Genomic DNA, 25,101 nt, shown 5'->3' on the forward strand with positions numbered 1-25,101 from the left:
TGACCGCTGACCGCTGACCGCTGACCGCTGACCGCTGACCGCTGACCGCTGACCGCTGACCGCTGACCGCTGACCGCTGACCGCTGACCGCTGACCGCTGACCGCTGACCGCTGACCGCTGACCGCTTTATCTTGCACTAACCTCTTTATGCTCCGCCTGTGCGAGCTGTATATACTTACGCTCTACTAGTTGTGATAGCGGTACAAGCTCAAAGCCTTGTTGTTCAAGCTCGGGTAGCATGCGCTGTAAAAATTCTATGGTTTCAGGGTGAGGGTGGGCGATGGCAATGGCGAAGTTATAACGATCTGCCTTATACTTAAGTTCGTTAAAGCGAAATTGTAATTGCTGTTCGTTGAGGATGTTGTCTAAAAATACATGGCGGCCAACATTTTCTACGCCATATAAATTAGCCACGTTTTGCGCTTGGCTTAAGCCGGTGGTGCGGCTGTCTAAAAAATAGAGGTTACGTTTTTTAAGCACTTCCATGGTCCACTTCATGGGTAAGCTCTCTTGCGTAAGTGCGGAGCCCATATGGTTATTAACCCCTTTCACTTGCGGTAAGCTGGCAAGTGCATTCCCTAAAGTATATTGCAGTTGTTCTTTGCTCATATCGCTGGTGAGTGCACCTGGGCCGAGAGCTTTACTAGTATCGAGCGCTTGCATTGGAATGTGCAGTAATAATTCTTTATTTGCTTTGCTTGCTAGGCGAGCAAAAATTTGTGAATAAGGGGTATGAGGCAAAATCGAGTACGATATTTTACCGGGTAAATTTAGGGTATTTAAGTCGCGCTGATGATTACCAATATCATCAATCACTATGGCTATTTGCTTACCTAAGGCAAGCGAGGGTAAGGTACAAATAACCAGTAATAACCAAGTCAGTTTTTTCACGTTTATAATTTTTATTATCTTTTTATGTGAGCTAAAACACTTATTTCATCGTGAGTAGCTGCTGCGCTTTTAATAGTAAAGGATCGCCTGGGCTGAGATCAGGCCACATGCGATTGCCGTTTCCTTGTTCGTTTTTTATTATAACGACTTTATCTATTTGTGAAAGTGCTGTTTGATTTATCGCCCAATCGGGAGTGATACCTATCCCGTCAATAGATTGTCCTGAAGGGGTGAAGTACTTTGCCGTTGTTAATTTGAGGGCGGTATTGCCGTTACCCAGCGGGATTAATGACTGCACTGAGCCTTTGCCGAATGATTGGCTCCCGATCAGGGTCGCTCTATGATTATCTTTTAATGCGGCGGCCAAAATCTCTGCCGCTGACGCGGAGTTTTCATTAATCAGCACAACGATTGGTGCGCCATTTAAGATATCACCTTTTTTTGCGCTAAAGCTTTGGTTAGCATCGTAAAATCGACCACGCGTAGTGACTATTGTGCCACTTTGCAAAAATAGATCTGAAACGGCTACTGCACTTTGTAATGTCCCGCCTGGGTTATCGCGTAAATCAAGTACTAAGCCTGTAAGTGAGTTGCCGTAATTACTTTGTAGTTTGGTAATTTGACGTGCTACCTCATGTAAAGTGTTGTTGCTAAAGTTATTAATTGCTAAGTAACCGATGCCAAATTCAGACAGTGAGCTGGTGACGCTCTCTAAACTGATCTCTGTACGAGTGAGTGCAAAGTCAATGGGTTGTATAGCATCGTTGCGTTTAATGGTTAATGTTACTGTGGCTGTGTCGCTATTTCTAATCATGCTAGTGACTTGATTAATATCTTTATTCACGACTGACTGCTGATTAACAGCCAGAACAATATCGTTTTTTTGAACGCCAGCAATGGCTGCAGGGGAGTTTTTTATGGCATTTAAAATGATTATTTGCTTTTCTTGCTCTTTTACTTCAATACCGAGCCCTGTGTAACGACCATTGGTACTGCTAAAAAGGGCTTCGAGTTCTTTTTCGTCAAGGTACTTTGAGTAAGGATCTAATTTGGCTAACAGGGCTTCAAACGGTTGCGTTGTTTCAAAGCTTTGCTGCAAAGCGAGATCTTCAACGTAGTATGCGTGAATATTAAAAAGGATTTCGTTTTTTTGCTGGCTTTTTAAATCATTAACAGAGGTGACGGCAGCACTACTAAAGCTGATGCACAGTATACAGATAAGTAAAAAGTAACTTATTGAACAGTTAATAGCATAATGTTGTAACTGTTGTGAGATAGAGTGTATTTTTGTATTAAGCATCAGCTGCCTCCAGAGAGGGTGCAGCTGTTTAATCAATTAAATGCGTCTGCACCATTTTACAGGATTTACTGCGCGTCCTTTGTGGCGTATTTCAAAGTATAGACCAGAACTGGCTTGTCCGCCGCTTTGTCCTACTAATGCAATGGTATCGCCTTGGCGAACCATATCGCCTACGTCTTTTAATAAGGTTTGGGTATGGCCATATAAACTCATAAAGCCTTCGCCGTGGTCGATTACAATAACCCAGCCATAACCTTTCAACCAATCAGCAAATACTACTTGGCCGTTATGTACACTGTGTACATTGTTGCCTTCGTTAGCGCCAATAAGTACGCCTTTCCAGTCAATACCGCCATGTTTCTTTTGCCCAAAACTATGCTTAAGCTTGCCCTTTGTTGGCCAATTTAATTTACCTTTGCTAGTGCTTAAGCCAAGCAGCTCTACTTTTTGAGTTTTTTCTTGTTCGAGTGTTTGTAGGGTACTGAGTAGCGTTTTTTCGTTTTCTTTTAAATAATTGATCGAACTTTTAGTGGAGCTAAGTTTATTTTTTAAATCACGAATATTTTTTTTACGTTGTTGTTGCGCGGTAATAAGCGCTTGTTGTCGGCTTGCTTGCTCTTTGTGTAAGGTAACTAAGTGCTGGGTGGTTTTTTCAAGCTCAGTTTGTACTTTTTCAATTTCAATGAGGAGTTCTTTTAACTCATCGATTTGTTTAATGCGGGCTTTATTTAAGTAATTGTAATAACTTAATGTTCGCTCCATTTGTGCGGTGTTTTCTTGATTTAAAAGCATTTTAGAATAGTCATGACCGCCAGACATATAGGCGCTTTTAATTTGTGCGGCGAGAGCTTGTTGCTGTAATTTACGCTTTTTTTCTAAGGTATTAGCTTGCTGCTGTTGCTGTTTTTGTTGTTTTTTGGTTTCACTAATGGATTGTTCGGCAATGTTGAGTGCTTTGGCACTTTTAGCTATATCGAGTTCGTGCTGTTGTAGGTTTTTTTGTAGTTTTGCAATGTCGCTGCGCTGCGCTTGTAGTTGCGCTTCGGTTTGTTTGATTGCCGTTTGAATTTCAGATAAATCTTTTTTAGTACGATCTTCATTAGCAGTGGCAGGAGCCACCACTAATGAAGTGAATATTAACGCAGTAAAAGCGAGTGCACTAAAAGTTAACGGGCTAATACTTTTTATCATGGTTTATTTCAGTGTCATGATTGGTGTGCCAGTCATTTCAACTGGCTGTTCCATGCCCATTAAGTGCAACATGGTTGGTGCTACATCACTTAATGCTTTACCTTCACTTGGCGTGGCATCGCGACCTACATAAATAAACGGCACCGGTTCGCTGGTGTGTGCGGTATGAGCTTGGCCAGTTTCAAGGTTAGCCATTTGCTCTGCATTACCATGATCGGCTGTAATAAGTGCTTCTCCGCCAAACTCGTTGAGCGCTGCAACAACACGGCCAATACAGTGATCAACCGCTTCACAGGCTTTAACAGCAGCTTCAAATACACCTGAATGACCGACCATATCACCGTTTGGATAGTTACAAATAATTGCGTCGTATTTGCCGCTTTTAATTGCGTCTACTAGCTTATCGGTGAGCATTTCTGAGTTCATTTCTGGTTGTAGGTCGTAAGTTGCAACTTGCGGTGACGGGATCAGCTCGCGTGTTTCGCCTTCAAATTCATTTTCACGTCCGCCACTAAAGAAAAACGTAACGTGTGCGTATTTTTCTGTTTCAGAGATACGCAGTTGGGTTTTACCGTGTTTTTCAAACCATTCACCCAGTACATTTGTTAAAGGCACGGGCGCGAATGCTGCTGGTGCGTCGATGTCAGCTGCGTATTCGGTTAACATCACAAAGGCACTTAACTGTGGTGCTTTTTTCTTGGTAAAACCGGCAAAATCTTTATCGACAAATGCGCGGGTCATTTCACGGGCGCGATCGGCTCTAAAGTTTAAGAATATAACGGTGTCGCCATCATTAATTTGTACGGCGTCTTGGTTTTGTGGTGCAATGGTTGTTGCAGCAACAAACTCATCGTTTTCATCACGTTCGTAAGCTGCGGCTAATGCATCAACAGCGTTTTCGTAGCTGTATTGTGCAATACCACTTACCATTAGGTCGTAGGCTTGCTCTACGCGGTTCCAGCGATTATCGCGGTCCATCGCGTAATAACGACCGATAACTGATGCTAAGCGCCCACAGTTTAATTCACTGAATAGAGCCTCTATACGCTCAATCGATGTTTTTGCGCTGCGCGGCGGGGTGTCTCGGCCATCTAAAAACGCATGAAAGTATACTTCTTTAGCACCACGTGCAGCGGCCATCTTGATTGCGGCAACAATGTGGTCTTCATGACTATGAACACCACCTGGGCTTAATAAACCCATTAAGTGCACTGCTTTACCTGCATTTACCGCTTTGTCGATATTCTCAACTAGCGTTGGGTTGTGTTCAAATTCACCATCATCTATCGATTTAGTAATACGGGTGAAGTCTTGATAAACCACGCGCCCTGCGCCAAGGTTTACATGGCCAACTTCTGAGTTGCCCATTTGACCATCAGGAAGACCAACATCTAAACCAGAACCTGAAATTAGAGTGTGCGGGCGAGTTGCCCAAAGTTCGTCTAAAACGGGCGTATTTGCCGCTAAGATTGCATTACTTTGTTCATCTTCACGGTATCCCCAACCATCTAAAATCATTAATACCAAAGGTTTTTTATGTTGTGTCATTTTTGCTCCTGAAAATTAGCTCCTGCCTAGCCTTAGCATACCGTGTTTTGTATTTATGATCAGCAATCAATGGGTGATATTAAAATATTTCACTCTCTGGTAATTTTTAATCAAGCACGTATACTTGCGTGGCTAGGGCAGTGCCCTTACGTTTAACCCCAGCGCTAAAGGCGCGGGACAATTTTCATAGTGGAAGACGCATGGATCAATATATAGAGTTTGTTAGTAATCACCCAATATTAAGTGCTGCTTGGGTAGGTTTGGTTGCGCTGATTGTGGGCGGCTGGTTTAAAAGTAAATTTTCAGCAATTCGCCAAATAAATCCACAGCAATTAACGTTATTAATTAACCGTGAAGACGGTCTTGTTGTCGATATTCGCGCTCAAAAAGAATTTAATAATGGCCGGATTGCAGGTGCTGAACACTTAAGCCCTGAAAAAGCGAAACAATCTGACTTCTCAAGCCTTGAAAAGTCTAAGAGTAAACCCATTATATTGGTATGTACCACAGGCATGACAGCCTCAGGTATCGCAACCGCTATGCATAAAGCGGGTTTTGAATCGGTTTATGTATTATCTGGTGGTATGGGTGCGTGGCAAAATGCGGGCCTTCCAACGACAACGGGTCGCTAATTTATTTAGTTAGGCCGATAGAGGAATTGTTATGAGTAATGTTGTTCTTTACACCAAAGCGTATTGTCCTTTTTGCCAGCGTGCATTGGCATTGCTAACAAGCAAAGGTGTGCAATTTACAAATATAGATATTGGTGTACAACCGCAATTACGCGATGAAATGATTGCCAAAGCTGGTGGCGCAAGCACAGTACCGCAAATTTTTATTAATGATGAGCATATCGGCGGTTGTGACGACATGATGGCTATAGAAGCCCAAGGCAAACTTGACGCTAAGTTAAACGCTTAAGCACTTATTATAAAAACGATTAAAAGTTAGGATTTATCATGAACGAAGAAAACCAAAACGTAGCAGCACAAGAAGAAACTGGCGCACAATTTACTATTCAACGTATTTACACAAAAGATGTGTCTTTTGAAACGCCAAATTCGCCTGCTATCTTTCAAAAAGAGTGGACACCGGAAGTTAAACTTGATCTTGATACACGTTCAAACAAATTAGACGAAGGTGTTTTTGAAGTTGTATTAGCGCTAACTGTAACGGCTTCTATCGGTGAAGAAACTGCGTTTTTATGTGAAATTCAACAAGCGGGTATTTTTACCATTGCTGAAGTTGAAGAAGTGCAACTTGCGCACATGCTTGGTGCATTCTGCCCTAACGTGTTGTTCCCATATGCACGTGAAGCGGTATCTAACCTAGTAAACCGTGGTACGTTCCCACAGCTTAATCTTGCACCTGTAAACTTTGACGCGTTGTTCGCGCAATACATGCAGCAACGTGCAGCACAAGCTGATCAGGCAACTGCAGACGCATAATTTATGAGTACAGCCAATTCAGCTGTTACTGTATTAGGGGCGGGGTCTTATGGCACCGCCCTTGCTATTTGCTTAGCCCGAAATGGTCACCAAGTGACTCTTTGGGGACGCAATAGCGACGACGTTGCCACGCTTGCAGCTGAGCGGAAAAATCAACGTTACCTTCCTGATGTCGCATTTCCGGACACCCTATTACTCGAAGCCGATTTACACACAGCCGTTACAGCTAGCAAAATTGTACTAGTTGTTGTGCCGAGCCATGCATTTGGCGATACGCTGCAGCAAATAAAACCTTCGTTGCTTGATGGTGCTGAAGTTGCGTGGGCGACCAAAGGGCTTGAGCCTGATACTGGGCGATTATTACAAGAAGTTGCTCAGCAAGAGTTAGGTGATGAAATACCGTTAGCGGTTATATCGGGTCCTACCTTTGCAAAAGAAATGGCAATGGGTTTGGTTACTGCTGTATCTGTTTCATCAACGTCTCCAAGCTTTGCTAAACAACTCGCTGATTTATTGCATTGTGGCCGCTCGTTTAGGGTGTATAACAATGATGACTTTATTGGAATTCAGCTCGGTGGCGCGGTTAAAAACGTGATTGCAATTGGTGCGGGTATGTCGGATGGTTTTGGCTTTGGTGCAAATGCACGTACTGCTTTGATCACTCGCGGTTTAGCCGAGCTATGTCGCTTAGGTTGCGCGCTGGGTGCAAAGCCTGAGACCTTTATGGGAATGGCTGGTCTTGGTGACCTTATACTAACTTGTACAGATAACCAGTCTCGTAATCGTCGATTTGGTATTGCGCTTGGAAAAGGTGAAACGGTCGATTCGGCCATGGAATCAATTGGCCAAGTTGTCGAAGGCTATCGCAACACCAAAGAGGTTTATTTACTCGCCCAGCGAACAGGTATTGAAATGCCTATCACTGAGCAAATTTATCAGGTTCTTTATCAAAATAAAGACGTGAAAGAAGCTGCAATGGCCTTATTGGGTCGAGAGCAAAAATCTGAGTAATGACTGATAAATAAGATAAAAAGCGCGATATTATCGCGTTTTTTATCTTCGTTTATAACTCATCAGTAAAGTCTGTGTCTTTTGGGGCGTTACTTTTGTTTACGAACTCCGCTACCTTATCTACATGTAATGGCCGACTGTAATAGTAGCCTTGCATATAACTACATCCCATTACATGCAGCATATAGGCTTGTGCTTTTGTTTCAACGCCCTCAGCGATAACATCAATATTTAAGTATTTAGCCAGACGAATAATTGTGGCCGTGATATTACGATCTTGTTCATTGTCGACGATGTCTTTAATAAATGAGCGATCTATTTTTAGTGTATCAATCGGAAAGCGTTTTAAGTACCCAAGGGATGAGTGCCCTGTACCAAAGTCGTCTAATGCAATTGTAAAGCCCAGTGCTTTCAAGCGGTTCATTTGTTGTTGTGCGAATTCAGGATTATCCATCATCGCACTTTCGGTTATTTCAAGCTCTACACATCGTGCCGGTACATCATAATTGGTTAGGCATTCGGTGAGGGTTTCAACTAAGCTGGATTGTTGAAAATGCAGGGCTGAAATATTAATGGCAACCTTTCCAAAGTTAACGTCTTGACTACGCCAAATCTCGAGTTGTTTAAACAACTGTTTCATTAGTAATAAAGTAAGTGGAATGATGGCACCATTTTGTTCTGCAATAGGAATAAACTCTGCAGGACTAATAATATTACTCCCTTCTTGGGGCCAGCGAACAAGCGCTTCAAAACCGTGAATTTGATCTTTATTTACATCATATTTAGGTTGGTAAAATAATTGAAAATCATCATTTTCAATTGCTCTAAATAGCGCACTTTCTTTACTGAGTGTATTTGGGTCGATGGTGTGTTTTGATTTATCAAAAAATTGGTAATTATTGTGTCCCATTTTTTTTGCGTGGTTAAGCGCGCTATTGGCACTGCGCATTAATGCGTCACTGGTGTAGCCATTGTCAGGGTAAGTGGCAATGCCGCAGCAGGCTGATATTGAGCTTTCTATACCATTGAGTAAAAAAGGTGTTTGAAATTGTTTGAGGATATTGTCGGCCAATTTTTTTGCAAAGAAAATGGTCATGCCTGAATATAAGTAAGGGGGTACCAGTACGGCAAATTCATCACCACCTAATCGCGCTAATGTAAAGCCGGAATCAAGCATTTGGGTTAATCGACCTGCGACTTCTTTTAATAACTCATCGCCAAGAGAGTGACCTAATGAGTCGTTAATTTTTTTAAAATTGTCTAAATCGATAAAGATGATCAATAAATTTGGAAAATTATTATTGCAACTGGCGATTGCTTTGTTAACGGATTCAATAAAAATAACTCTATTTGAAAGGCCTGTTACAGTGTCTCTAATGGTTAAGCGTAACATTGCTCGTTCATTGTTCTTACGCGCCGTAACATCGGAAAATAGACCAATGTAATGTGCATGGCTAGTTCGCAAGTTTGGGGTTTGCACTTTGGTAATAGAGAGATCGAGCGCATACGGTTGACCATCTTTTCGTAAATTCCAAATTTCACCAGACCAATAGCCATCAGCTTCTAGCTCATTATTAATAAGGTTTTCTAACTTATGATCGCGGCCATTTATGGTGAGTAATTTAGGTTTTTTGCCTATTACATCTTCAGATTTATAGCCACAAATATGAGTAAACGCTGGATTAATTTGAGTGATTTGCAAATGTTCATCGGCAATCCAAATAGCATCTTTTGATTGTGCCATCAGCGCATTTGAAAGGTTATGCTTAGCGCTATTTTTTAGCTTAAGAATAATAAAAAACAATATTAAGATTAAGCTGATACCAAATATAATAGCTGCATAAGTGAACCAGTTAGGTATTAAAAAGGCTGTTTGCTTAATGTGTAAAACGAGCGGGGGACTATTTTCTTGATTGAGGTTTTTTACTTCTAAATAGGTATCGTGTAATAGGTTGGATAGGCTCAGCATATTTTGTGAAATAGGCAGCGTTTGCCATTCACCATCAGAGGTTAATCTATAACTGAGCTTTGCGGGCATATTGTTTAAGTTACCAAACCAAATTGTAGTCCCTTTGAGTGGTTGATCCGCCTGTACAGCATTTGTCGCTAAATGATAAAAGCTTTGGTTTGTGTGTTGGTAGTGCAATGTAAGTTTACTGATAGATAATGAATCAGTCAGTGGCGGCGTTTTATTTGATTGCGCTTCAAGTAAAACACTGTTTGTGTTGCTGTATAAAATTATTTTGTCTCGGTAACTGATAGTTAAGGAGGAGTTGGCAATGTGATCATTACTCGCAATGCCAACTATGTTGGCGCTGATGTTGTTATTAGCAATTTCATTCTCTTGGTTATCTACAGGGTGATAGAGCTTTATGCCTTGAGTGTCGCTTATCCATAAAGCATTTTTAGGGGCTTCATAAGTTGCGAATGTTGGAATTGCGCTTATCTTATTTAAGTTAAGAGTAATATCTTTAAGTATGTTTTCATTTTGTAGCTGTAATTCTCCTTTCCATAAACCGTGTGTTGTAGCCAGTAAAAATGTTGAAGAACTTGCTTGGTAGTGCAGGTTATTAATTTGACCTTCTGGCTTAGTTAATAAGGTTAATGGGGTTATTTGCCCATTTGCTACATAAAATAAGTGTTGATTAGTGGCTGCTATGTGATGAGTTTTCGAAAGTGAAGTTAAGGCAATGATTTCGTTAACTGGGTAGCGTTCAATGGTACGCTTTTGTGCAAGGTTATACTCAAGTAGTTGGCCTTTTGTTGCCACCAGTAAACTCGCTGGTAAGGTAAAGTTTAAGGCTGACACTTCATTATTTAAAATTAAATCAAATGTCTGTAATGAAGCATCGTATAGATAGAGCTCTTGGTTTGTTGCTATTGCCCACTTTTCGTCACGTAAATAATGTATTTTAGTTATTGTTTTATTGAGTGAAAAAGAGTGTATTTGTGTAAATGTTTTATAGTATTGCTGAATACGTGGGACTGGGCTATTGGTTATAGGTGTACTAACTAGGCGTAACTGAGGTGGGGTTAGCCAATTTTTATTAAGTAATTGCAACCATAACTGATCATTGCTTTGTTTTGTTGCTATGAATCGATTGGATGAATTGTAAAACAGAGGTTTAGCTTTGTTTGTTTTTAAGTTAAAGACAAAAGCTTGCTGCTTGTGCAGGTAATAAAGTTGCCCATTTAATAATTGCAGTTGCTGAGGGTTTTTGTGAGCATTTGGCAGTTTTTGTGTGGAGCCGTTGTTATCGATTAAATATAGATTTCCTTGCTCTGTTTTATAAATTAGTTTTGGTGACGCTGTACTCGGTGCTAGCTGGTTTATTTTCTGTGGTGCAGTGAATTCAGTAGTGGTTCGATTTGTTGCTAAATCAAAGTGACTAATACGGTTATTTTGACTGTGGATCCATATGTGATTTTTATACCCTAACGCAATGTTCGAAATAGGGTTTTGTAGTGAGAGTAATTGATGTAATTTTTCTTCTTTGATTGTGTAAAGCTGGCCTTTTAACAGGAATAAAAAACCCTGTTCTGAATTTAATATTGGATGTGTAATAGGCGTATTAGTGAGTTGATCCAATTGATTGTTTATCAAGTTGATTAAACTTAAGCCCTGTGTGGTATTAATTAATAACCACGATTTATAAGCCGATATTTGCAAAATAGACTGCGATGGCAGGTTAGAAAAAGGCGCTGTTTGATTACTGAAAAGTGAATGACCGTCATAATTGAATACACCATTTTCTGTGGCAAGCCACATTGTATTGTTTATGTCATGAGTAAAATCATTAATAGTTGGTATGGCAAGTTGATTAGAATCCAAATCGGTAACATAAGAAATAGCAGGCGGGGAAATAAATAAGCTTATAAAGCAGCATACCTTTAATAAATAGTGCAATTGCATCCCACCAACTCTTAATTTGAATAACTAATAAATATTAGTTTAGGAAAAGTTTTATTGCGAGTTTGTGGGCGTGAAATATTTTTGATGGGTAGCTTAAATTGTGGCGGAGGGAGCGCGCCAGTAATTTATGGCGCTAAATATAAATTTATTGCGCGTTAGGAAATCCTAATTGACGCCATGATTCATATACGAAAACAGCTACGGCATTAGATAAGTTCATGCTGCGACTGTTCGCTTGCATTGGAATGCGTACACGTTGTTCATTTGGTAATGATTGAATTAGTTCGTCTGGTAGGCCGCGTGTTTCAGGGCCAAACACTAAACAATCACCTGCTTCGTAACTAGCTTGGTGGTGAAATTGACTGCCTTTGGTTGTACACGCATATACTTTTTTAGGTTTACACTTTTCTAAGTATGCTTCAAATGATGCGTGGCGTTGTACGTGGCTAAATTCATGATAATCAAGGCCCGCTCGTTTTACGCGTTTATCATCCCATTCAAATCCAAGTGGTTCAATTAAATGCAGTGCAAAGCCAGTGTTTGCACAAAGGCGAATAATATTTCCTGTGTTAGGTGGGATTTCTGGTTGGTATAAAACGATATCGAGCATGTGTGTGCCTTATTAAAAACAGTATTGATCGGCGCTGAGTATACACGAACTAAATAAAAAAAATGATATACTGATTATAACTAAGTCGTTTAATACGAAGGTAAGACGTGCATCAGCGTAGTTATGAGTTTTGGGTTAAAACCGCAAGTATAGTAACCATGGTAATGGTGAGCTTAATGATTGCAGCTAAATGCTGGGCCTGGTTGGCATCTGGCTCTGCTTCAATGCTTGGATCATTAACTGATTCATTAATGGATATAACTGCCTCTGCTATGAGCTTTTTAGTGCTTGGTTATGCGCTACGCCCCGCTGACGATGACCATCGTTTTGGTCATGGTAAGGCTGAAGCGTTGGCGGGACTAGGGCAAGCTGCATTTATTGCGGGCTCAGGGTGTTTGCTGGCATTTCATGGCATTGAAAGACTGTTTAACCCTGTGGAGCTCAACCACTCTATGCTGGGTGTTTGGGTAAGCATATTCGCTATTGCATGCACTTTGGTCGTGGTTTATGTGCAAACTAAAGTTATTAAGCATACCGAGTCTATTGCTATTAAAGCTGATTCAGTTCATTACAAAGGCGATTTGATTTTAAATGCTGCTGTGCTGGTGGCAATATTACTTGCGCAAAACGGTATGCTATATGCTGATCCGATCTTTGCGATAGGGGTTGCGGGTTACTTACTTTATAACAGTTGGGATATTGCAAGGCAAAGTGCCGATCATTTAATGGATAAAGAGCTTCCTGATGAAGAAAAAGCCGAGATCGTTTTAATTGCAAATAGCCACGAAGATGTTTTTGGAGTACATGATGTACGCACTCGCCAAGGTGGTAAAATTAAATTTATTCAAATGCATTTAGAGCTTGAAGATACATTACCGCTTATTCGTGCGCACCATGTTGCAGATGAAGTTGTCGCGATGATTCAACAAGAGTTTAATTGTGAAATGGATATTTTGATTCACCAAGACCCTATTTCTGTGTGCTATAAGGCAGCTCAAGTTAATGAGTTACAAAATTGATAAAAGCGGGTGAGTACGGCTTGGCGAATGTGATCTTGTTCAAATAGTAATTCGTGTTTTGCGCTTGGAAAAGTGTGTATTTTTGCGTTTGGTAGGCGTTTTACTAATTGTTGTTGTGCTTGGTTGTCGACGATAACATCGCACTGAGCACTGGCAACAAACAGTGGAATAGTGACATTTTGCTGTGTTAATTGGTCAATAAATTTAAAAACAGCATTGAGCCACCCATAAGTAACGCCACCAAGCTGTAAGCTTTTTTCACTTTCATAAGTTTGTCTAAAAAATTGATAACGTAATGGACTGCTAGTGAGTGTGTTAAGTGAAAACTCATCAGGGTGATAATCTTTTTGGCCAAGTGCGTAATATTGTTGACACCCTAATAAGCAGGCAATAGATGCGGCTAATTTTGCAATTGGTCTAGGTGTACCTTTAGTGTAAATATCAAACATTGGGGCCGACAAAAATACACCTTGATAGTTATGTTTATGCCGAGCTAAAAAATTATAAGCTATTGCGCCACCCATAGAGTGACCCAATAATATTTTTTTACCTTGCCAATGTTGTGCGATGACAGTTTTATCAAATAAGGCTAAATCATCCGCATAGTCATTAAATTTATTAACGTATCCTTTATGTGGGTTTGCTAATGTGCGATATGAGCGCCCTTGGCCTTGATGATCAATAATAAAAACGGCATACCCATTATTATAAAGCTCCCATATTAACTCTTGGTATTTATCAAGTCCTTCAATTCTTCCTGTGCTAATAACAATGGCTGTTTTAGCGTGTTTGGGTATGGCAAAACCATAGTATAAATTACCATGTGGTGTGCTTAAATACTGTGTAGTGAACTGCTGTGCAAAAAAGCGTTTGATAGTGCACTGTTGTGCTAATAGTTCTGACTCTGTGCTATAAAACATAGGGCTCTTAATGTTTATCCAAAGGTAATACAATTTGCACGCATAAACCGCCTTGCTGGTGATTATGTAATGTTAAGCTGCCATTATGAGCGATGATTGCATTTTTTGCGATAGCTAAACCTAAGCCCGTCCCACCGGAAGTCCTATCACGTGCATCTGATTGGCGAAAAAATGGCTCGCATAGCTTTGTTAAGTTTTCAGGTGCTACGCCGGGGCCATCATCACTGATTTCAATATAAATAGCATCGCTTTGCTGTAGAGTTAAGTGAATAGTATGCTCAGCATATTTAATTGCGTTACGCAGTACATTCTCTAGCGCACTGGCTATAAGCGCTTCATCACAGTTAAGTTCGGCGTTTAGTTGCCCATTTACGATGAGCTGTTTAGCGCTTTGGTTTGCTTCAAATTGAGCGTCATTGAGTACATGTTCAACAATGACTTCGATGGACTGTTTATGCAGTGATAGCGCTTGGCTTTTTGCCTCTAAGCGCGATACTTGTAATACATCAGCAATCATTTTGTCTAGTTGATTAGCTTCTTTTTCTATACGTAGTAAGTAGGTTTGGTTTTCTTCTGGAGTTTGCATTTGAGCAAGGCCAGTTGCCATCTTTAGCCGAGTTAGTGGTGAGCGTAATTCATGGGATATATCAGCAAGTAAACGTTTTTGTGCTGAAAGTAATCGCTCTAATTGAATTGCCATGCTATTAAAGTCGCGGCCAAGTACGCCAAGTTCATCTTCTCTTTGAGGATCGATTTTTGCTCTTGCAGACAAGTCACCATTAGCAAGCGCGATAGCCGCTTGTTTTAAGCTATTTATAGGTGCAATTAAACTACGGCTGAACACAAAGCTAAGCGCAAGCGAAGCGAGGAGTGCGATCAATATTTTTAACCAAATTGGCATTAACTTTAAGCGTATAAAGAATGGAGTTTGGTGATTTACATTAATTTCGTATAAGTAAAATAACCCTTCAGGCACATTGACTTTAATAGGGCCAAAGGCTTGATAGTGCTCAGTGAAAATAACTTGGGGTTCCATGCTCTTGGTAAAGTTAAGAAGGCTTAAGTCAACTTCATTTGGTGGTACTTGGCTACTGAGCGATAGCTCAGGTTGATCTGAGTTTAAATATAATAACTTACGCTTAGCTAAACGCGGGTGAGAGAGTATGTCACGAACTGATTTTTTGTGCCTAGTGACGCTGCGCTCAATGCTTTTAGCTGTGTACTCAAGGTTTTTTTGCATCGGCCCGCGTAGTTTTTCGTTACTAACTTGATTGGTTGCAATGTTGCTTAAAAACACTAGAGAGGCAATTGTGCCTATAACAGTTAACCAAAACCACACAAAAATTTTAAAAAATAAAAACTTTTTAGGATGAATTAACCACTTTAAATTCGCTTTATTACTCGCCTTGGATAAAGACATAACCCGTTCCCCGCATCGTTTTTATCCGTTCAGTAATATTGAACTCAGCTATTTTTTTACGGATATTGCTTACATGCATATCAATAGAGCGGTCAAATGAAGCGAGGCGTCGGCCAAGTACTTGTTCACTTATTTGCTCTTTACTAACAACTTCGCCTGCGCTTTTAACTAATAACGCAAGTACTTCATATTCAGTGCCTGTTAGGCTTAATGGGTGCTCATCTACATAAGCTTCACGAGCAGCGAGATTAATAACTATGTTGTTCACTGATAACTTGTTTGCCGTGCTGTTACCTAAGCTGGTTATGTGTTCTATACGGCGTGTTATTGCTTTTACGCGAGCTAGTAACTCACGATGATTAAATGGTTTTGGAATGTAGTCGTCTGCGCCAAGCTCAAGGCCAAAAATACGATCAAAGTCCTCGCCTTTGGCTGTTAGCATAATAACAGGCGTTAATTTTGTTTGGCGTAACTGTTTTAAAACTTCAAAGCCATCTAGTTTAGGCAGCATTACATCCAGCAAAATCAAAGCGTATTCTTGGCTGAGTGCTTGTTTTAAACCTTGCTCACCATCGTGAACACATTCGACTTGATAGCCTTGTGCTGTTAAATATTCACTAAGTAGTTCGCATAAGCCAGTGTCATCATCAATCATTAGCAGTTTCATTTGCTTGCCTTTACCGTGCGGGAATAACTTCATTTTACGCTTTAAAGTGCTTAAAAGTGAACCTTTACACAACCTTTACATTGCTTTGCGTTGCTTTGCATTGCAGTTGTTATAGTTAATCCATCAACGAAACACACAATAAGTTCGCAACCAACCCAAAGGTAATTATTATGACTATGTCAGCTAAAATTTCTAAACTAGTATTAATTTGTGGTTTGGCAACCGCCTCTCTAGGCACTACAGCCGTAATGGCTAAAGAGGGTGGCCACCATAAACAAGGTCACTCGCAGCAAAAGCATCAAGCACGTTTTTTATTGTCTGAACGTGGCGCTGATAAACTTAGCTTAACGCAAGCACAGCAAACTCAGCTACAAACTATTTTTGATGCGCAAAAAGCGCAGTTTAAAGTGTTACGCGGTGATGACAAAGAAGCGATGAAAAAAGCGCGTATGGCTCACAAAGAAAAAATGAAAACATTACTTGAAATGCCAACGTTTGATGAAGCAGCAGCCAAAGAATTACTTACTGAACGTCAAACTAAGGGCGAACAGTTTGCTTTAATTAACTTAAGAACTCAGCACCAAGTATGGCAAGTATTAAATGCCGAGCAACGTGAAAAGTACTCTGCAATGAAAAAACGCATGGGTAAAAAAGGTAAAGGCGGTAAAAAAGGCGACCGTGGTGAGAAAAAAGAAGGTTAATAATTAGCGGTATTAAAAGTAAAAGCGTGGGTTTAATAATCCACGCTTTTTGTGTAGCAGCGGGTTTACCCCGCGTTAATATACAGCCCTGTAATTAATAACGGCTATTTAAAAAAATCGTCATCATTTTTAGCTAGCATTTCCTCTATGTCCTCAATCATATCTTGGCTAAGGTCATTGGCGCTGGTAATGGGGGCTGATATTTTATTGTTTTCAAGCGACCACTCACCTAAATCAATTAATTGACAGCGCTTTGAACAAAATGGGCGATAAGGGCTTTCATCTGACCATTCAACTTGTGCTTTACAAGTTGGGCAGTTTACAACGGTTGGCATAGCATATTCTCATACATATTGTTTATGATTTTAAAAGCCTAGGTTTTAGGCTTTTAAAAACTCGTTACACGGTTTATTTCAGCTAATGATGTCATGCCTGCTGCAGCTTTTCTTAGGCCCGACAAACGCAGGTTATTAAACCCTGATCGTAATGATACTTCAGCAATTTCTAAAGAGTTACCACCGCGCATAATAATTTGTGCGATCTCAGGGGTAATTTGCATAACCTCATAAATACCGACACGGCCTTTATAGCCATCAGTACAGCTATCACATCCTTTAGGTGCAAATAGGGTAAGCTCGCTTATTTGTTCAGGGCTAAAACCTTGGCGCTGTAATTCTTCACTTGGCAATGTTTCAGGTGTTTTACATTTTGGACATAAGCGACGTGCTAAACGCTGCGCAATGATCAAGCTAATTGAACTTGCAACGTTATACGCTGGTACGCCCATATTTAACAAACGAGTTAGTGTTTCAGGCGCTGAGTTAGTATGCAACGTGGACATTACCAAGTGACCTGTTTGTGCCGCTTTTATTGATATTTCAGCGGTTTCAAGGTCACGGATCTCACCCACCATGACGACATCAGGATCTTGACGCAAGAATGCTTTAAGGGCATTGGCAAAGGTCATATCAGCTCTCGGGTTGATCTGTACTTGGTTAATACCTTCGAGGTTGATTTCGACAGGATCTTCGGCGGTGCTGATATTACGCTCAGGTTGATTTAAAATATTCAAACCCGTATATAAAGACACCGTTTTACCAGAACCCGTAGGACCTGTAACTAAAATCATACCTTGAGGTTGCTGCAGTGCATCCATGTAAAGTTTTTTCTGCTCTACTTCGTAACCGAGTACATCAATACCAAGCATAGCGCTGGACGAATCAAGGATACGCATTACGATTTTTTCACCCCAAAGGGTGGGTAGGGTACTTACCCGGAAATCGATACTCTTACGCTCAGTGATTTTTAATTTAATACGACCATCTTGCGGTTTACGTTTCTCGGCAATATCTAATCGTGCCATTACTTTTATACGTGCTGATAAACGCGTTGCTAGACTATTCGGCGGACTGGCCATTTCATGCAAAATACCATCAATACGAAAACGCACACGGTACTTATGTTCGTAGGGTTCAAAGTGTAAATCGGAGGCGCCTTTTTTAATGGCATCCATCAATATTTTATTGATATAGACGATAATGGGTGCGTCGTCTTTTTCATCATCACCTTGATTTTGAGGCTCTTTTGGTGAGTCAGTATCTAAGTCACTAAACTCTTTAAATTCTTCATCGCTAAGGTGTAAACTGCCTGCTGCATCAAGAAGTTGTTCTATTTTAGCTTCTAGTTGGCGGTAATCAACAACGAGTACTTCACAAGATAACCCCGTACTAAACTCAAAGTTTTCAAAGGCACCATAATCAGTAGGATCAGAGGCTGCAATATAAAGTTTACGGCCTTTTTTAACTAGAGGTAGAATATGATGCTCACGAATGAGTTTATCTTTAACCAGCTCTTTAGGTATTAGCTCTACATTAAAGTCTTTAATATCAAAATAAGGAACGCGGAATAGATCAATGCATTGTTCTGCAAGTTCATGGCCGTCAATGCCACCGCATTTCGCTATTAGTTCTGCAGTTGAGCTAAATTCACGCTGTTTTAACTTAACAGTTTCGGCGTCAATTCGGCCAAGCGTGATAAACTTTCTAAGTAATGGTGAGTTAATATTCATTGCGCACCTTTGTAAACACCTCTCATAGCCAGCAATTTATCAGAAAAGAGCAGGGTATAATACCAATTTTATTAAAAACGTGATCATTCTAGCGAATTAAATAACTCACTCACTGCGTTAAAAATTACTTATATAGAACAACTATATATCATAATTTTTGCCTTGTTATTGAGCCATTTTCTTGTCGCAATAATAGATCACTAATTTAATGCAATTGGTATAACATTAGTCTTTCCAATTTAGCATGATTTGCCAACTAAAATATTGAAAATTTATAATTTATTAGGAATATGTAGCTTAAATTTTAGATTCATTGGCCAATGCCATGTAACGTTGATGTAATAGCGTAACGTCTTGGGCTACTAAGCTTAATGCGCGATTATTATCTAGGATATCAGTTGCTTTAGCCTGTTTATCTTCTCGGCTCATTTGCGCTGCAATTATACTGTTGGCTTGTGCCAGGCTTATATTGTCTCTTGCTACTGTTCGTGCAACCTGTACTTCGATTGGCACATCAATCACCAAAGTACGATTACAGTATTTATCTAGCTGGTTTTCAAATAATAAAGGCGCAGTTAGTATTACATAAGGGCTAGATGCAGCATTTAGATCCGAGATGGTTTTTTCACGAATTAACGGGTGTAAAAGGGCATTAAGCCAATTTTTTTGCTCACTATCAGCGAAAATAATTTCTCTAAGCTTTGTACGGTTTAACGTACCATCATGATTGAGAATATCAGCGCCAAAATGCTTACCTATTTCATGTAAGCCAGTGCTATCATGGGCGACTACTTGACGAGCAATGATATCAGCATCAACTACTGTGATGCCATGCTGTTCAAATAGCTCACTGACAGCACTTTTTCCACAGCCTATGCCCCCCGTTAAACCTAGAATCCAATTGTTTTTAGAGCGTGCCATAACTAGTAGCCAAGCCAGTTAAAGTACATCTGTTGAATTTGCGTACCCCACAATAATGCAACCCAGCCGGCAATGGCTAAATAGGGGCCAAATGGAATAGGAGTGGCTTTATCTTTACCTTGTATACTTAAAAGTGTAATACCAATCACAGCCCCCACAACACTTGAAAGCAAAATGATAGTGAGCAGTGCTTGCCACCCTAAAAGTGCGCCAAATACGGCTAGTAATTTAAAATCACCATAACCCATTCCTTCTTTACCTGTGATCAGCTTAAATAGCCAAAAAACGCTCCATAAGCTTAAATAGCCACAGGCCGCTCCGATAATCGCATCGGCAGGAGAAATAGTAATTTCCATTACAGCTGCAATAAGCGCCAACCACACCAAAGGCAGGGTTAGTTGGTCTGGCAGGAGCATATGATCAATATCAATAAAGGTGAGTGCCACTAATACCCAAGTGATAAAAATATATAGTGCAGCTTGTTCAGTAACACCAAAGGTGTAAGCGACGATTAAACTCATCACGGCTGTGAGCATTTCAATGATAGGGTAACGTACCGAAATAGGGTTACTGCAACTACCGCAACGGCCTCTTAAAAATAGCCAGCTAATTACAGGAATATTTTGCCATGCTTTAATTGCAGTTTTACATTTTGGACAAGTCGAGTTTGGTTTTACTAAATTAAAAGGCTCAGTAATTACGTCATCAGTGCGTTTGTTTTTAGCGTGAGTGAGTTCATCATCGAGCAGCAAGCGACACTCAGTTTGCCACTCTCGTTGCATCATAACTGGTAAGCGATAAATAACGACGTTTAAAAAACTGCCAATACAAAGGCTAACAAGGCCTACTGTAAGTAAATAAAACCACAGCTGGTCTTGCATCACTGTAATTATATCGAGAAAAAAATTTTGCATTGTATTACCTAAAAAATGATTTAAAAAATCAACCTAAAACAGTCCTGAAAATTAAATGAAAAATCCCGAGTCTACGCACATTTAAACACCGCACTCATGTAGCTCGTCATTTATGACGACAATGACTATTTTTACCACCGATTGCACAGAGGCGCAGCGCGCTACATCTAGAAAACCCATGTAGGTCGTCATTCATGGCGACAATGATTATTTTCACCACCGAGCGCACAGAAGCGCAGCGCGCTACATCGAGAAAGCCAAAGTAGGTCGTCATTCATGGCGACAATGATTATTTCACCACCGAGTGCACAGAAGCGCAGCGCGCTACATCGAGAAAGTCCGGGTGAACAAAATATAAATAATTCGCAGCTAAAGCTGGCTCCTACGTGAATGTATTTCCATAGAAAACGGCTACAGGCATAGCTTTACCCAAACTCACAGCAATGTCCCTACAATAAATAAAAAGAGCTTGCATTGCTGAATATAAATTCGGAATATTTTTGCTTACAGCTTACAGCTTACAGCTTACAGCTTACAGCTTACAGCTTACAGCTTACAGCTTACAGCTTACAGCTTACAGCTTACAGCTTACAGCTTACAGCTTACAGCTTACAGCTTACAGCTTACAGCTTACAGCTTACAGCTTACAGCTTACAGCTTTTATATAACCGAACCTAGTTGGAAAATCGGTAAGTACATCGCAATAATTAAACCACCGACTAATACACCAAGCACCGCCATAATGAGTGGCTCTAGCAGGCTAGATAAGCCATCAACTGCATCATCAACTTCTTGCTCATAAATAGTGGCAACTTTTGCAAGCATGCCATCTAAAGAGCCAGATTCTTCACCAATAGCGACCATTTGAATAACCATATCGGGGAATATTTTTGAGTTGCGCATTGCCCAGTTCATTTGATTACCGGAGCTTACCTCAGCCTTAATATCTAAAATAGCATAACGGTAAACAGCATTACCCGAAGCGCCTGCAGCAGAATCAAGCGCATCAACAAGTGGTACACCCGCGGCAAAAGTGGTCGAAAGAGTACGCGCATAGCGGGCAACGGCGGCTTTATTTAATATCATACCAATCACAGGGAGCTTTAATATTAAGCGGTCGTTGGCATCACGCAGTTTTTTACTTTTTAATAAAGCTTCTTTATAAGCGTAACCAGCCGCCACCATAATTATAAGAATGACCCACCAATACTCTTGCATAAATTCAGATATGCCAATGACCATTAAAGTGAATGCTGGAAGCTCTGCGCCAAAGCCGGCAAAAATATCCTGAAATTGCGGTACCACAAAAATAAGCAAGATAGAGGTAACAATAAGAGCTATAACTAGCACCGCAATAGGGTAAAACATGGCTTTTTTAATTTTTGATTTTAGTGCTTCGGACTTTTCTTTATAAATAGCGACGCGATCAAATATTTTATCAAGCGCACCTGATTGTTCGCCAGAGGCAACTAAATCACAGTATAAATCATCAAAATAACGCGGATGCCTGCGAAGAGCATCAGATAATGTGCCACCGGCTTTAACCTGGTCACCAATGGTTTCCATCAGTTTGGCAACGCTTTTATTTGTTGACCCTGTGCCAATCATTTCGATTGATTGAATGAGCGGCACGCCCGCCATCAGCATGGTAGCGATTTGCCGTGTTACCAAGGCAATATCTTTGGGTGTTATTTTTTGCATACGCGTACCAAACAAAGGTTTGGCTTTGCGTTTTACTTTTGAAGGGGTAATACCTTGTTTGCGTAACTGTGCTTTGACTAAAGCAATGCTAGCACCAGTTATTTCACCTTCAAGACGCTTTCCGCGAGCGCTAACACCTATCCACTGAAAAGTATCGACGCCTTTTTCTTGCTGTTTAGTCATTTGATTTATCTGCACTTTTATTTAGTAATTAAAAAAGCTGAGCATTTAAAGCTCAGCTTTTTGATTTACGTATAAGATTCTATATTATCTACAAGTAGCAGGTAATAGTTTTTCCTCTAAAGTACCGTCACTAGCGCATGTCCAGCTTATAGAGCCACCTTGATCGGTAGGAGTAAATACCAATGCACCAGTACCTACTTTGGTCGTGTCAAATGCAACAGAAATTACACCTGCAGCAACAGTTACCGATGTAACTGCATTACCTTTAATATTAGCTGCAGCATCAAGGCCTGCAGCTGCATTATCTGCTGGGTATGCTCCCGTTGATGCGTATGTTTCAGTGACTGCTGATTTTGCTCCTTGAGCCAAACTCATACCTTCACTCACATGTGCGCGTTTTGTGTAATCTTGGTAAGCTGGTAATGCGATAGCAGCAAGAATACCGATGATTGCTACTACAATCATTAATTCAATTAGGGTAAAACCCTTTTGTTTCTGTTGTGTCATTTTTTCCATGTTCCTCTCCTAAAGGATAGTGATTTTTTTGTAAGCTAAGTTGCTTTATGAGTAAACTAATAAAGCATGTTTATCTTACGGTTTTTTAAAAAATTATTTTAATTCTTATACCTACCCAAAATTGATTGGAAATAGGCGTTTAGAATTACTTTAGCACTAAAATAGCTTTTTGAAAGCTGTTTTGCACTGAACTCATAGAATTTTAGGAACTTTCTGAGAGTTTTATGCGCAGACTAATTTCAAAAAACAAGTGATTATTTTTATCAGATGATTTTTGAATATAAAAAACACATCCGTATAAAGCTTTTGTATTGCTTGGGGAGAGTTTCGCTCATCCTTGCGGCTTACTTTATCACTATTTTAATGTAAAAGTGATACTGAAATTAACAGTTTGTTACAAAATAATCCTTTCGTCGTATTTAATGCTTTTTTGGTCAATTTGTCAACGGATTAGGTAAAAATTAAATAATTTATTTGTAGAATTTTTACTCGAAACGCATAGATAAGTCGATAGATTGTAAGTTTTTTGTAAGTGCGCCACTGGAGATAAAATCAACCCCTGCTTGTGAGTAGGTTCGTAGTGTTTCTAAGGTCATATTACCAGAGACTTCTAATTTGGCGCGTTTATTGGTAACTACAACCGCTTGTTGAATCTGCTCAACGCTAAAGTTATCAAGCATTATAATATCAGCACCGGCATTAATGGCTTGATCTAGCTCATGAAGTGATTCAACTTCTACCTCTACAGGTTTAGTTGGGTGATTTAGTTTTGCTTGAGCTACGGCTTTATCAATACCACCACAGGCGGCTATATGGTTTTCTTTAATTAAAAACGCATCAAATAAGCCTATACGGTGATTTTCCCCGCCACCACATTTGACTGCGTATTTTTGTAGGGCACGCATACCTGGAATCGTTTTACGAGTATCAAGTAATTGGGTATTGGTGCCATTGAGCTCTTTTACGTAATGCGCGGTTGTTGTAGCAGTGCCTGACAGTGTTTGCACAAAATTAAGTGCTGTACGCTCAGCGGTTAAAATCGCGCGTGCTGAACCTGATGCTGTAAATAAGGTGTCGTTAGCTTTTATCATATCACCATCGTTTACCAGTACATTGACTGTGACGCTTGGATCAACTTGGCTGAATACTTCTATAATAACGTCTTTACCACAAAAAACGCAGTCTTCACGGGTGATCACTTTTGCATTGGCTTGTTGTGATGCTGGAATTAATTGCGCAGTGATATCGCCTTGCTCAGCAGTTTGATAATTTAAATCTTCATCAAGGGCAAGTTTAACGAGTTGGCTTAATAGGCTGTGTGGGATAGACATTATAAAAGCTCATTATAATTAGGAAATTGCACAAATTTTACATGGTTTGATGAGTGAATAGAAGAGCTATCAGCCGCCCAGCATATATTGTAGGTCGTCATTTATGGCGACAGTGTTTGTTATTTTAATGTTGGCGCGCTAAAACGCGACCTACAGGATCGTTTTCTAGTAATACGTAGGCGTGGGTTTATCTTGCGCAATTAAAGTTCTTTAAGTGACTAATTCACCACAGAGGACACTGAGTTCACAGAGAAGAAATAAGTGATGTTTTACTTTGGTTTCTCGGTGGTAAAGTAGCCATTGTCGCCATAAATGACGACCTACAGGATCGTTTTCTAGTAATACGTAGGCGTGGGTTTATCTTGCGCAATTAAAGTTCTTTAAGTGACTAATTCACCACAGAGGACACTGAGTTCACAGGGAAGAAATAAGTGATGTTTTACTTGGGTTTTCTCGGTGGTAAAGTAGCCATTATCGCCATAAATGACGACCTACAGGATCGTTTTCTAGTAATACGTAGGCGTGGGTTTATCTTGCGCAATTAAAGTTCTTTAAGTGACTAATTCACCACTGAGGACACTGAGTTCACAGGGAAGAAATAAGTGATGTTTTACTTGGGTTTTCTCGGTGGTAAAGTAGCCATTATCGCCATAAATGACGACCTACAGGATCGTTTTCTAGTAATACGTAGGCGTGGGTTTATCTTGCGCAATTAAAGTTCTTTAAGTGACTAATTTTCCACAGAGGACACTGAGTTCACAGAGAAGAAATAAGTGATGTTTTACTTGGGTTTTCTCGGTGTAGCGCGCAGCGCTTTTGCGCTCTCA

General features: G+C 40.2%; 22 protein-coding genes and 1 pseudogene. 6 read left to right on the forward strand and 17 right to left on the reverse strand.

Annotated features, from left to right (window positions below):
* The 5 genes and pseudogenes from A7967_RS23675 to gpmM form a co-directional block, all read right to left on the reverse strand.
* A pseudogene (locus tag A7967_RS23675) lies at nt 1-138 on the reverse strand (hypothetical protein); the annotation flags it as partial.
* Nucleotides 128-892, reverse strand: coding sequence for a divergent polysaccharide deacetylase family protein (locus A7967_RS20800; protein WP_099459006.1), 765 nt, complete (start codon nt 890-892; stop codon nt 128-130). The pseudogene A7967_RS23675 and the gene A7967_RS20800, both read right to left, overlap by 11 nt.
* A 40-nt stretch (nt 893-932) precedes the next feature.
* Entirely contained in the window at nt 933-2,192 is a 1,260-nt protein-coding gene (locus tag A7967_RS20805; RefSeq protein ID WP_064436062.1) for a S41 family peptidase, read from the reverse strand.
* Between the two features lie 36 nt (nt 2,193-2,228).
* Nucleotides 2,229-3,383, reverse strand: coding sequence for a murein hydrolase activator EnvC family protein (locus A7967_RS20810; RefSeq protein WP_064436063.1), 1,155 nt, complete (start codon nt 3,381-3,383; stop codon nt 2,229-2,231).
* Nucleotides 3,384-3,386: 3 nt separating this feature from the next.
* Nucleotides 3,387-4,931: a 2,3-bisphosphoglycerate-independent phosphoglycerate mutase gene (gene gpmM / locus A7967_RS20815; RefSeq protein WP_054203068.1), complete on the reverse strand. Its 1,545-nt coding sequence runs from the start codon at nt 4,929-4,931 to the stop codon at nt 3,387-3,389.
* A 200-nt stretch (nt 4,932-5,131) separates the two neighbouring features.
* Between gpmM and A7967_RS20820 the strand changes: the two genes are divergently transcribed.
* The 4 genes from A7967_RS20820 to gpsA are packed head-to-tail and all read left to right on the forward strand — an operon-like array spanning nt 5,132 to nt 7,390.
* Nucleotides 5,132-5,563 (forward strand): rhodanese-like domain-containing protein, encoded by a 432-nt coding sequence (locus tag A7967_RS20820; RefSeq protein WP_054203069.1) that lies wholly within the window; start codon nt 5,132-5,134, stop codon nt 5,561-5,563.
* A gap of 31 nt (nt 5,564-5,594) precedes the next feature.
* Nucleotides 5,595-5,852, forward strand: coding sequence for a glutaredoxin 3 (grxC, locus tag A7967_RS20825; protein ID WP_054203070.1), 258 nt, complete (start codon nt 5,595-5,597; stop codon nt 5,850-5,852).
* A gap of 38 nt (nt 5,853-5,890) precedes the next feature.
* On the forward strand, nt 5,891-6,379 hold the full coding sequence (gene secB / locus A7967_RS20830) for a protein-export chaperone SecB (RefSeq protein WP_054203071.1): 489 nt from the start codon (nt 5,891-5,893) through the stop codon (nt 6,377-6,379).
* A 3-nt stretch (nt 6,380-6,382) separates the two neighbouring features.
* Nucleotides 6,383-7,390: an NAD(P)H-dependent glycerol-3-phosphate dehydrogenase gene (gene gpsA, locus A7967_RS20835; protein ID WP_064436064.1), complete on the forward strand. Its 1,008-nt coding sequence runs from the start codon at nt 6,383-6,385 to the stop codon at nt 7,388-7,390.
* Nucleotides 7,391-7,442: 52 nt separating this feature from the next.
* Here the strand turns inward: gpsA and A7967_RS20840 are convergent, their stop codons facing one another.
* Together A7967_RS20840 and trmL are read right to left on the reverse strand one after the other, a co-directional pair.
* Nucleotides 7,443-11,303, reverse strand: coding sequence for a GGDEF domain-containing phosphodiesterase (locus A7967_RS20840; protein WP_064436065.1), 3,861 nt, complete (start codon nt 11,301-11,303; stop codon nt 7,443-7,445).
* A 145-nt stretch (nt 11,304-11,448) separates the two neighbouring features.
* Nucleotides 11,449-11,913 (reverse strand): tRNA (uridine(34)/cytosine(34)/5-carboxymethylaminomethyluridine(34)-2'-O)-methyltransferase TrmL, encoded by a 465-nt coding sequence (gene trmL / locus A7967_RS20845; RefSeq protein WP_054203074.1) that lies wholly within the window; start codon nt 11,911-11,913, stop codon nt 11,449-11,451.
* Between the two features lie 107 nt (nt 11,914-12,020).
* On the opposite strand from trmL, the gene A7967_RS20850 reads away from it, so the two are divergent.
* Nucleotides 12,021-12,932: a cation diffusion facilitator family transporter gene (locus tag A7967_RS20850; protein ID WP_082355676.1), complete on the forward strand. Its 912-nt coding sequence runs from the start codon at nt 12,021-12,023 to the stop codon at nt 12,930-12,932.
* On the opposite strand, the gene A7967_RS20855 is transcribed toward A7967_RS20850, so the two are convergent.
* From A7967_RS20855 to A7967_RS20865, 3 genes are read right to left on the reverse strand one after another with little or no spacing between them, the layout of a single operon-like run.
* The gene (locus A7967_RS20855; protein ID WP_064436066.1) at nt 12,908-13,852 is read right to left on the reverse strand and encodes an alpha/beta fold hydrolase; all 945 of its coding nucleotides are present in this window, start codon (nt 13,850-13,852) and stop codon (nt 12,908-12,910) included. The two genes, A7967_RS20850 and A7967_RS20855, sit on opposite strands and share 25 nt — an antisense overlap.
* Before the next feature lie 7 nt (nt 13,853-13,859).
* Nucleotides 13,860-15,272 (reverse strand): ATP-binding protein, encoded by a 1,413-nt coding sequence (locus A7967_RS20860; RefSeq protein ID WP_054203076.1) that lies wholly within the window; start codon nt 15,270-15,272, stop codon nt 13,860-13,862.
* The gene (locus A7967_RS20865; RefSeq protein WP_054203189.1) at nt 15,250-15,939 is read right to left on the reverse strand and encodes a response regulator transcription factor; all 690 of its coding nucleotides are present in this window, start codon (nt 15,937-15,939) and stop codon (nt 15,250-15,252) included. Before A7967_RS20865 ends, A7967_RS20860 begins: the two co-directional genes overlap by 23 nt.
* 170 nt (nt 15,940-16,109) lie before the next feature.
* Here A7967_RS20865 and A7967_RS20870 point away from each other — a divergent pair, with 170 nt between their 5' ends.
* On the forward strand, nt 16,110-16,640 hold the full coding sequence (locus A7967_RS20870; RefSeq protein ID WP_054454593.1) for a Spy/CpxP family protein refolding chaperone: 531 nt from the start codon (nt 16,110-16,112) through the stop codon (nt 16,638-16,640).
* Nucleotides 16,641-16,744: 104 nt separating this feature from the next.
* On the opposite strand, the gene yacG is transcribed toward A7967_RS20870, so the two are convergent.
* The 7 genes from yacG to nadC all read right to left on the reverse strand — a co-directional run bounded on the left by yacG (nt 16,745) and on the right by nadC (nt 24,274).
* The gene (gene yacG, locus A7967_RS20875; protein ID WP_054454591.1) at nt 16,745-16,975 is read right to left on the reverse strand and encodes a DNA gyrase inhibitor YacG; all 231 of its coding nucleotides are present in this window, start codon (nt 16,973-16,975) and stop codon (nt 16,745-16,747) included.
* A gap of 53 nt (nt 16,976-17,028) precedes the next feature.
* Nucleotides 17,029-18,708, reverse strand: coding sequence for a type IV-A pilus assembly ATPase PilB (pilB, locus tag A7967_RS20880; protein WP_054203079.1), 1,680 nt, complete (start codon nt 18,706-18,708; stop codon nt 17,029-17,031).
* Nucleotides 18,709-19,005: 297 nt separating this feature from the next.
* Nucleotides 19,006-19,629, reverse strand: a complete 624-nt coding sequence (gene coaE / locus A7967_RS20885) for a dephospho-CoA kinase (protein ID WP_064436067.1) — start codon at nt 19,627-19,629, stop codon at nt 19,006-19,008.
* 2 nt (nt 19,630-19,631) lie between these two features.
* The gene (locus A7967_RS20890; protein WP_054203081.1) at nt 19,632-20,543 is read right to left on the reverse strand and encodes a prepilin peptidase; all 912 of its coding nucleotides are present in this window, start codon (nt 20,541-20,543) and stop codon (nt 19,632-19,634) included.
* 660 nt (nt 20,544-21,203) lie between these two features.
* Nucleotides 21,204-22,427 carry a type II secretion system F family protein gene (locus tag A7967_RS20895; protein WP_054203083.1) on the reverse strand — a complete coding sequence of 408 codons (1,224 nt, stop codon included), beginning with the start codon at nt 22,425-22,427 and terminating at the stop codon, nt 21,204-21,206.
* Nucleotides 22,428-22,511: 84 nt separating this feature from the next.
* Entirely contained in the window at nt 22,512-22,943 is a 432-nt protein-coding gene (locus A7967_RS20900; protein ID WP_054203084.1) for a pilin, read from the reverse strand.
* Between the two features lie 485 nt (nt 22,944-23,428).
* Entirely contained in the window at nt 23,429-24,274 is an 846-nt protein-coding gene (nadC, locus tag A7967_RS20905; protein WP_064436068.1) for a carboxylating nicotinate-nucleotide diphosphorylase, read from the reverse strand.
* Nucleotides 24,275-25,101: the final 827 nt, after the last annotated feature.

Origin of the sequence: Pseudoalteromonas neustonica, from assembly GCF_001653135.1 — a bacterium.
GTDB classification, from domain to species: Bacteria; Pseudomonadota; Gammaproteobacteria; order Enterobacterales; family Alteromonadaceae; genus Pseudoalteromonas; species Pseudoalteromonas neustonica.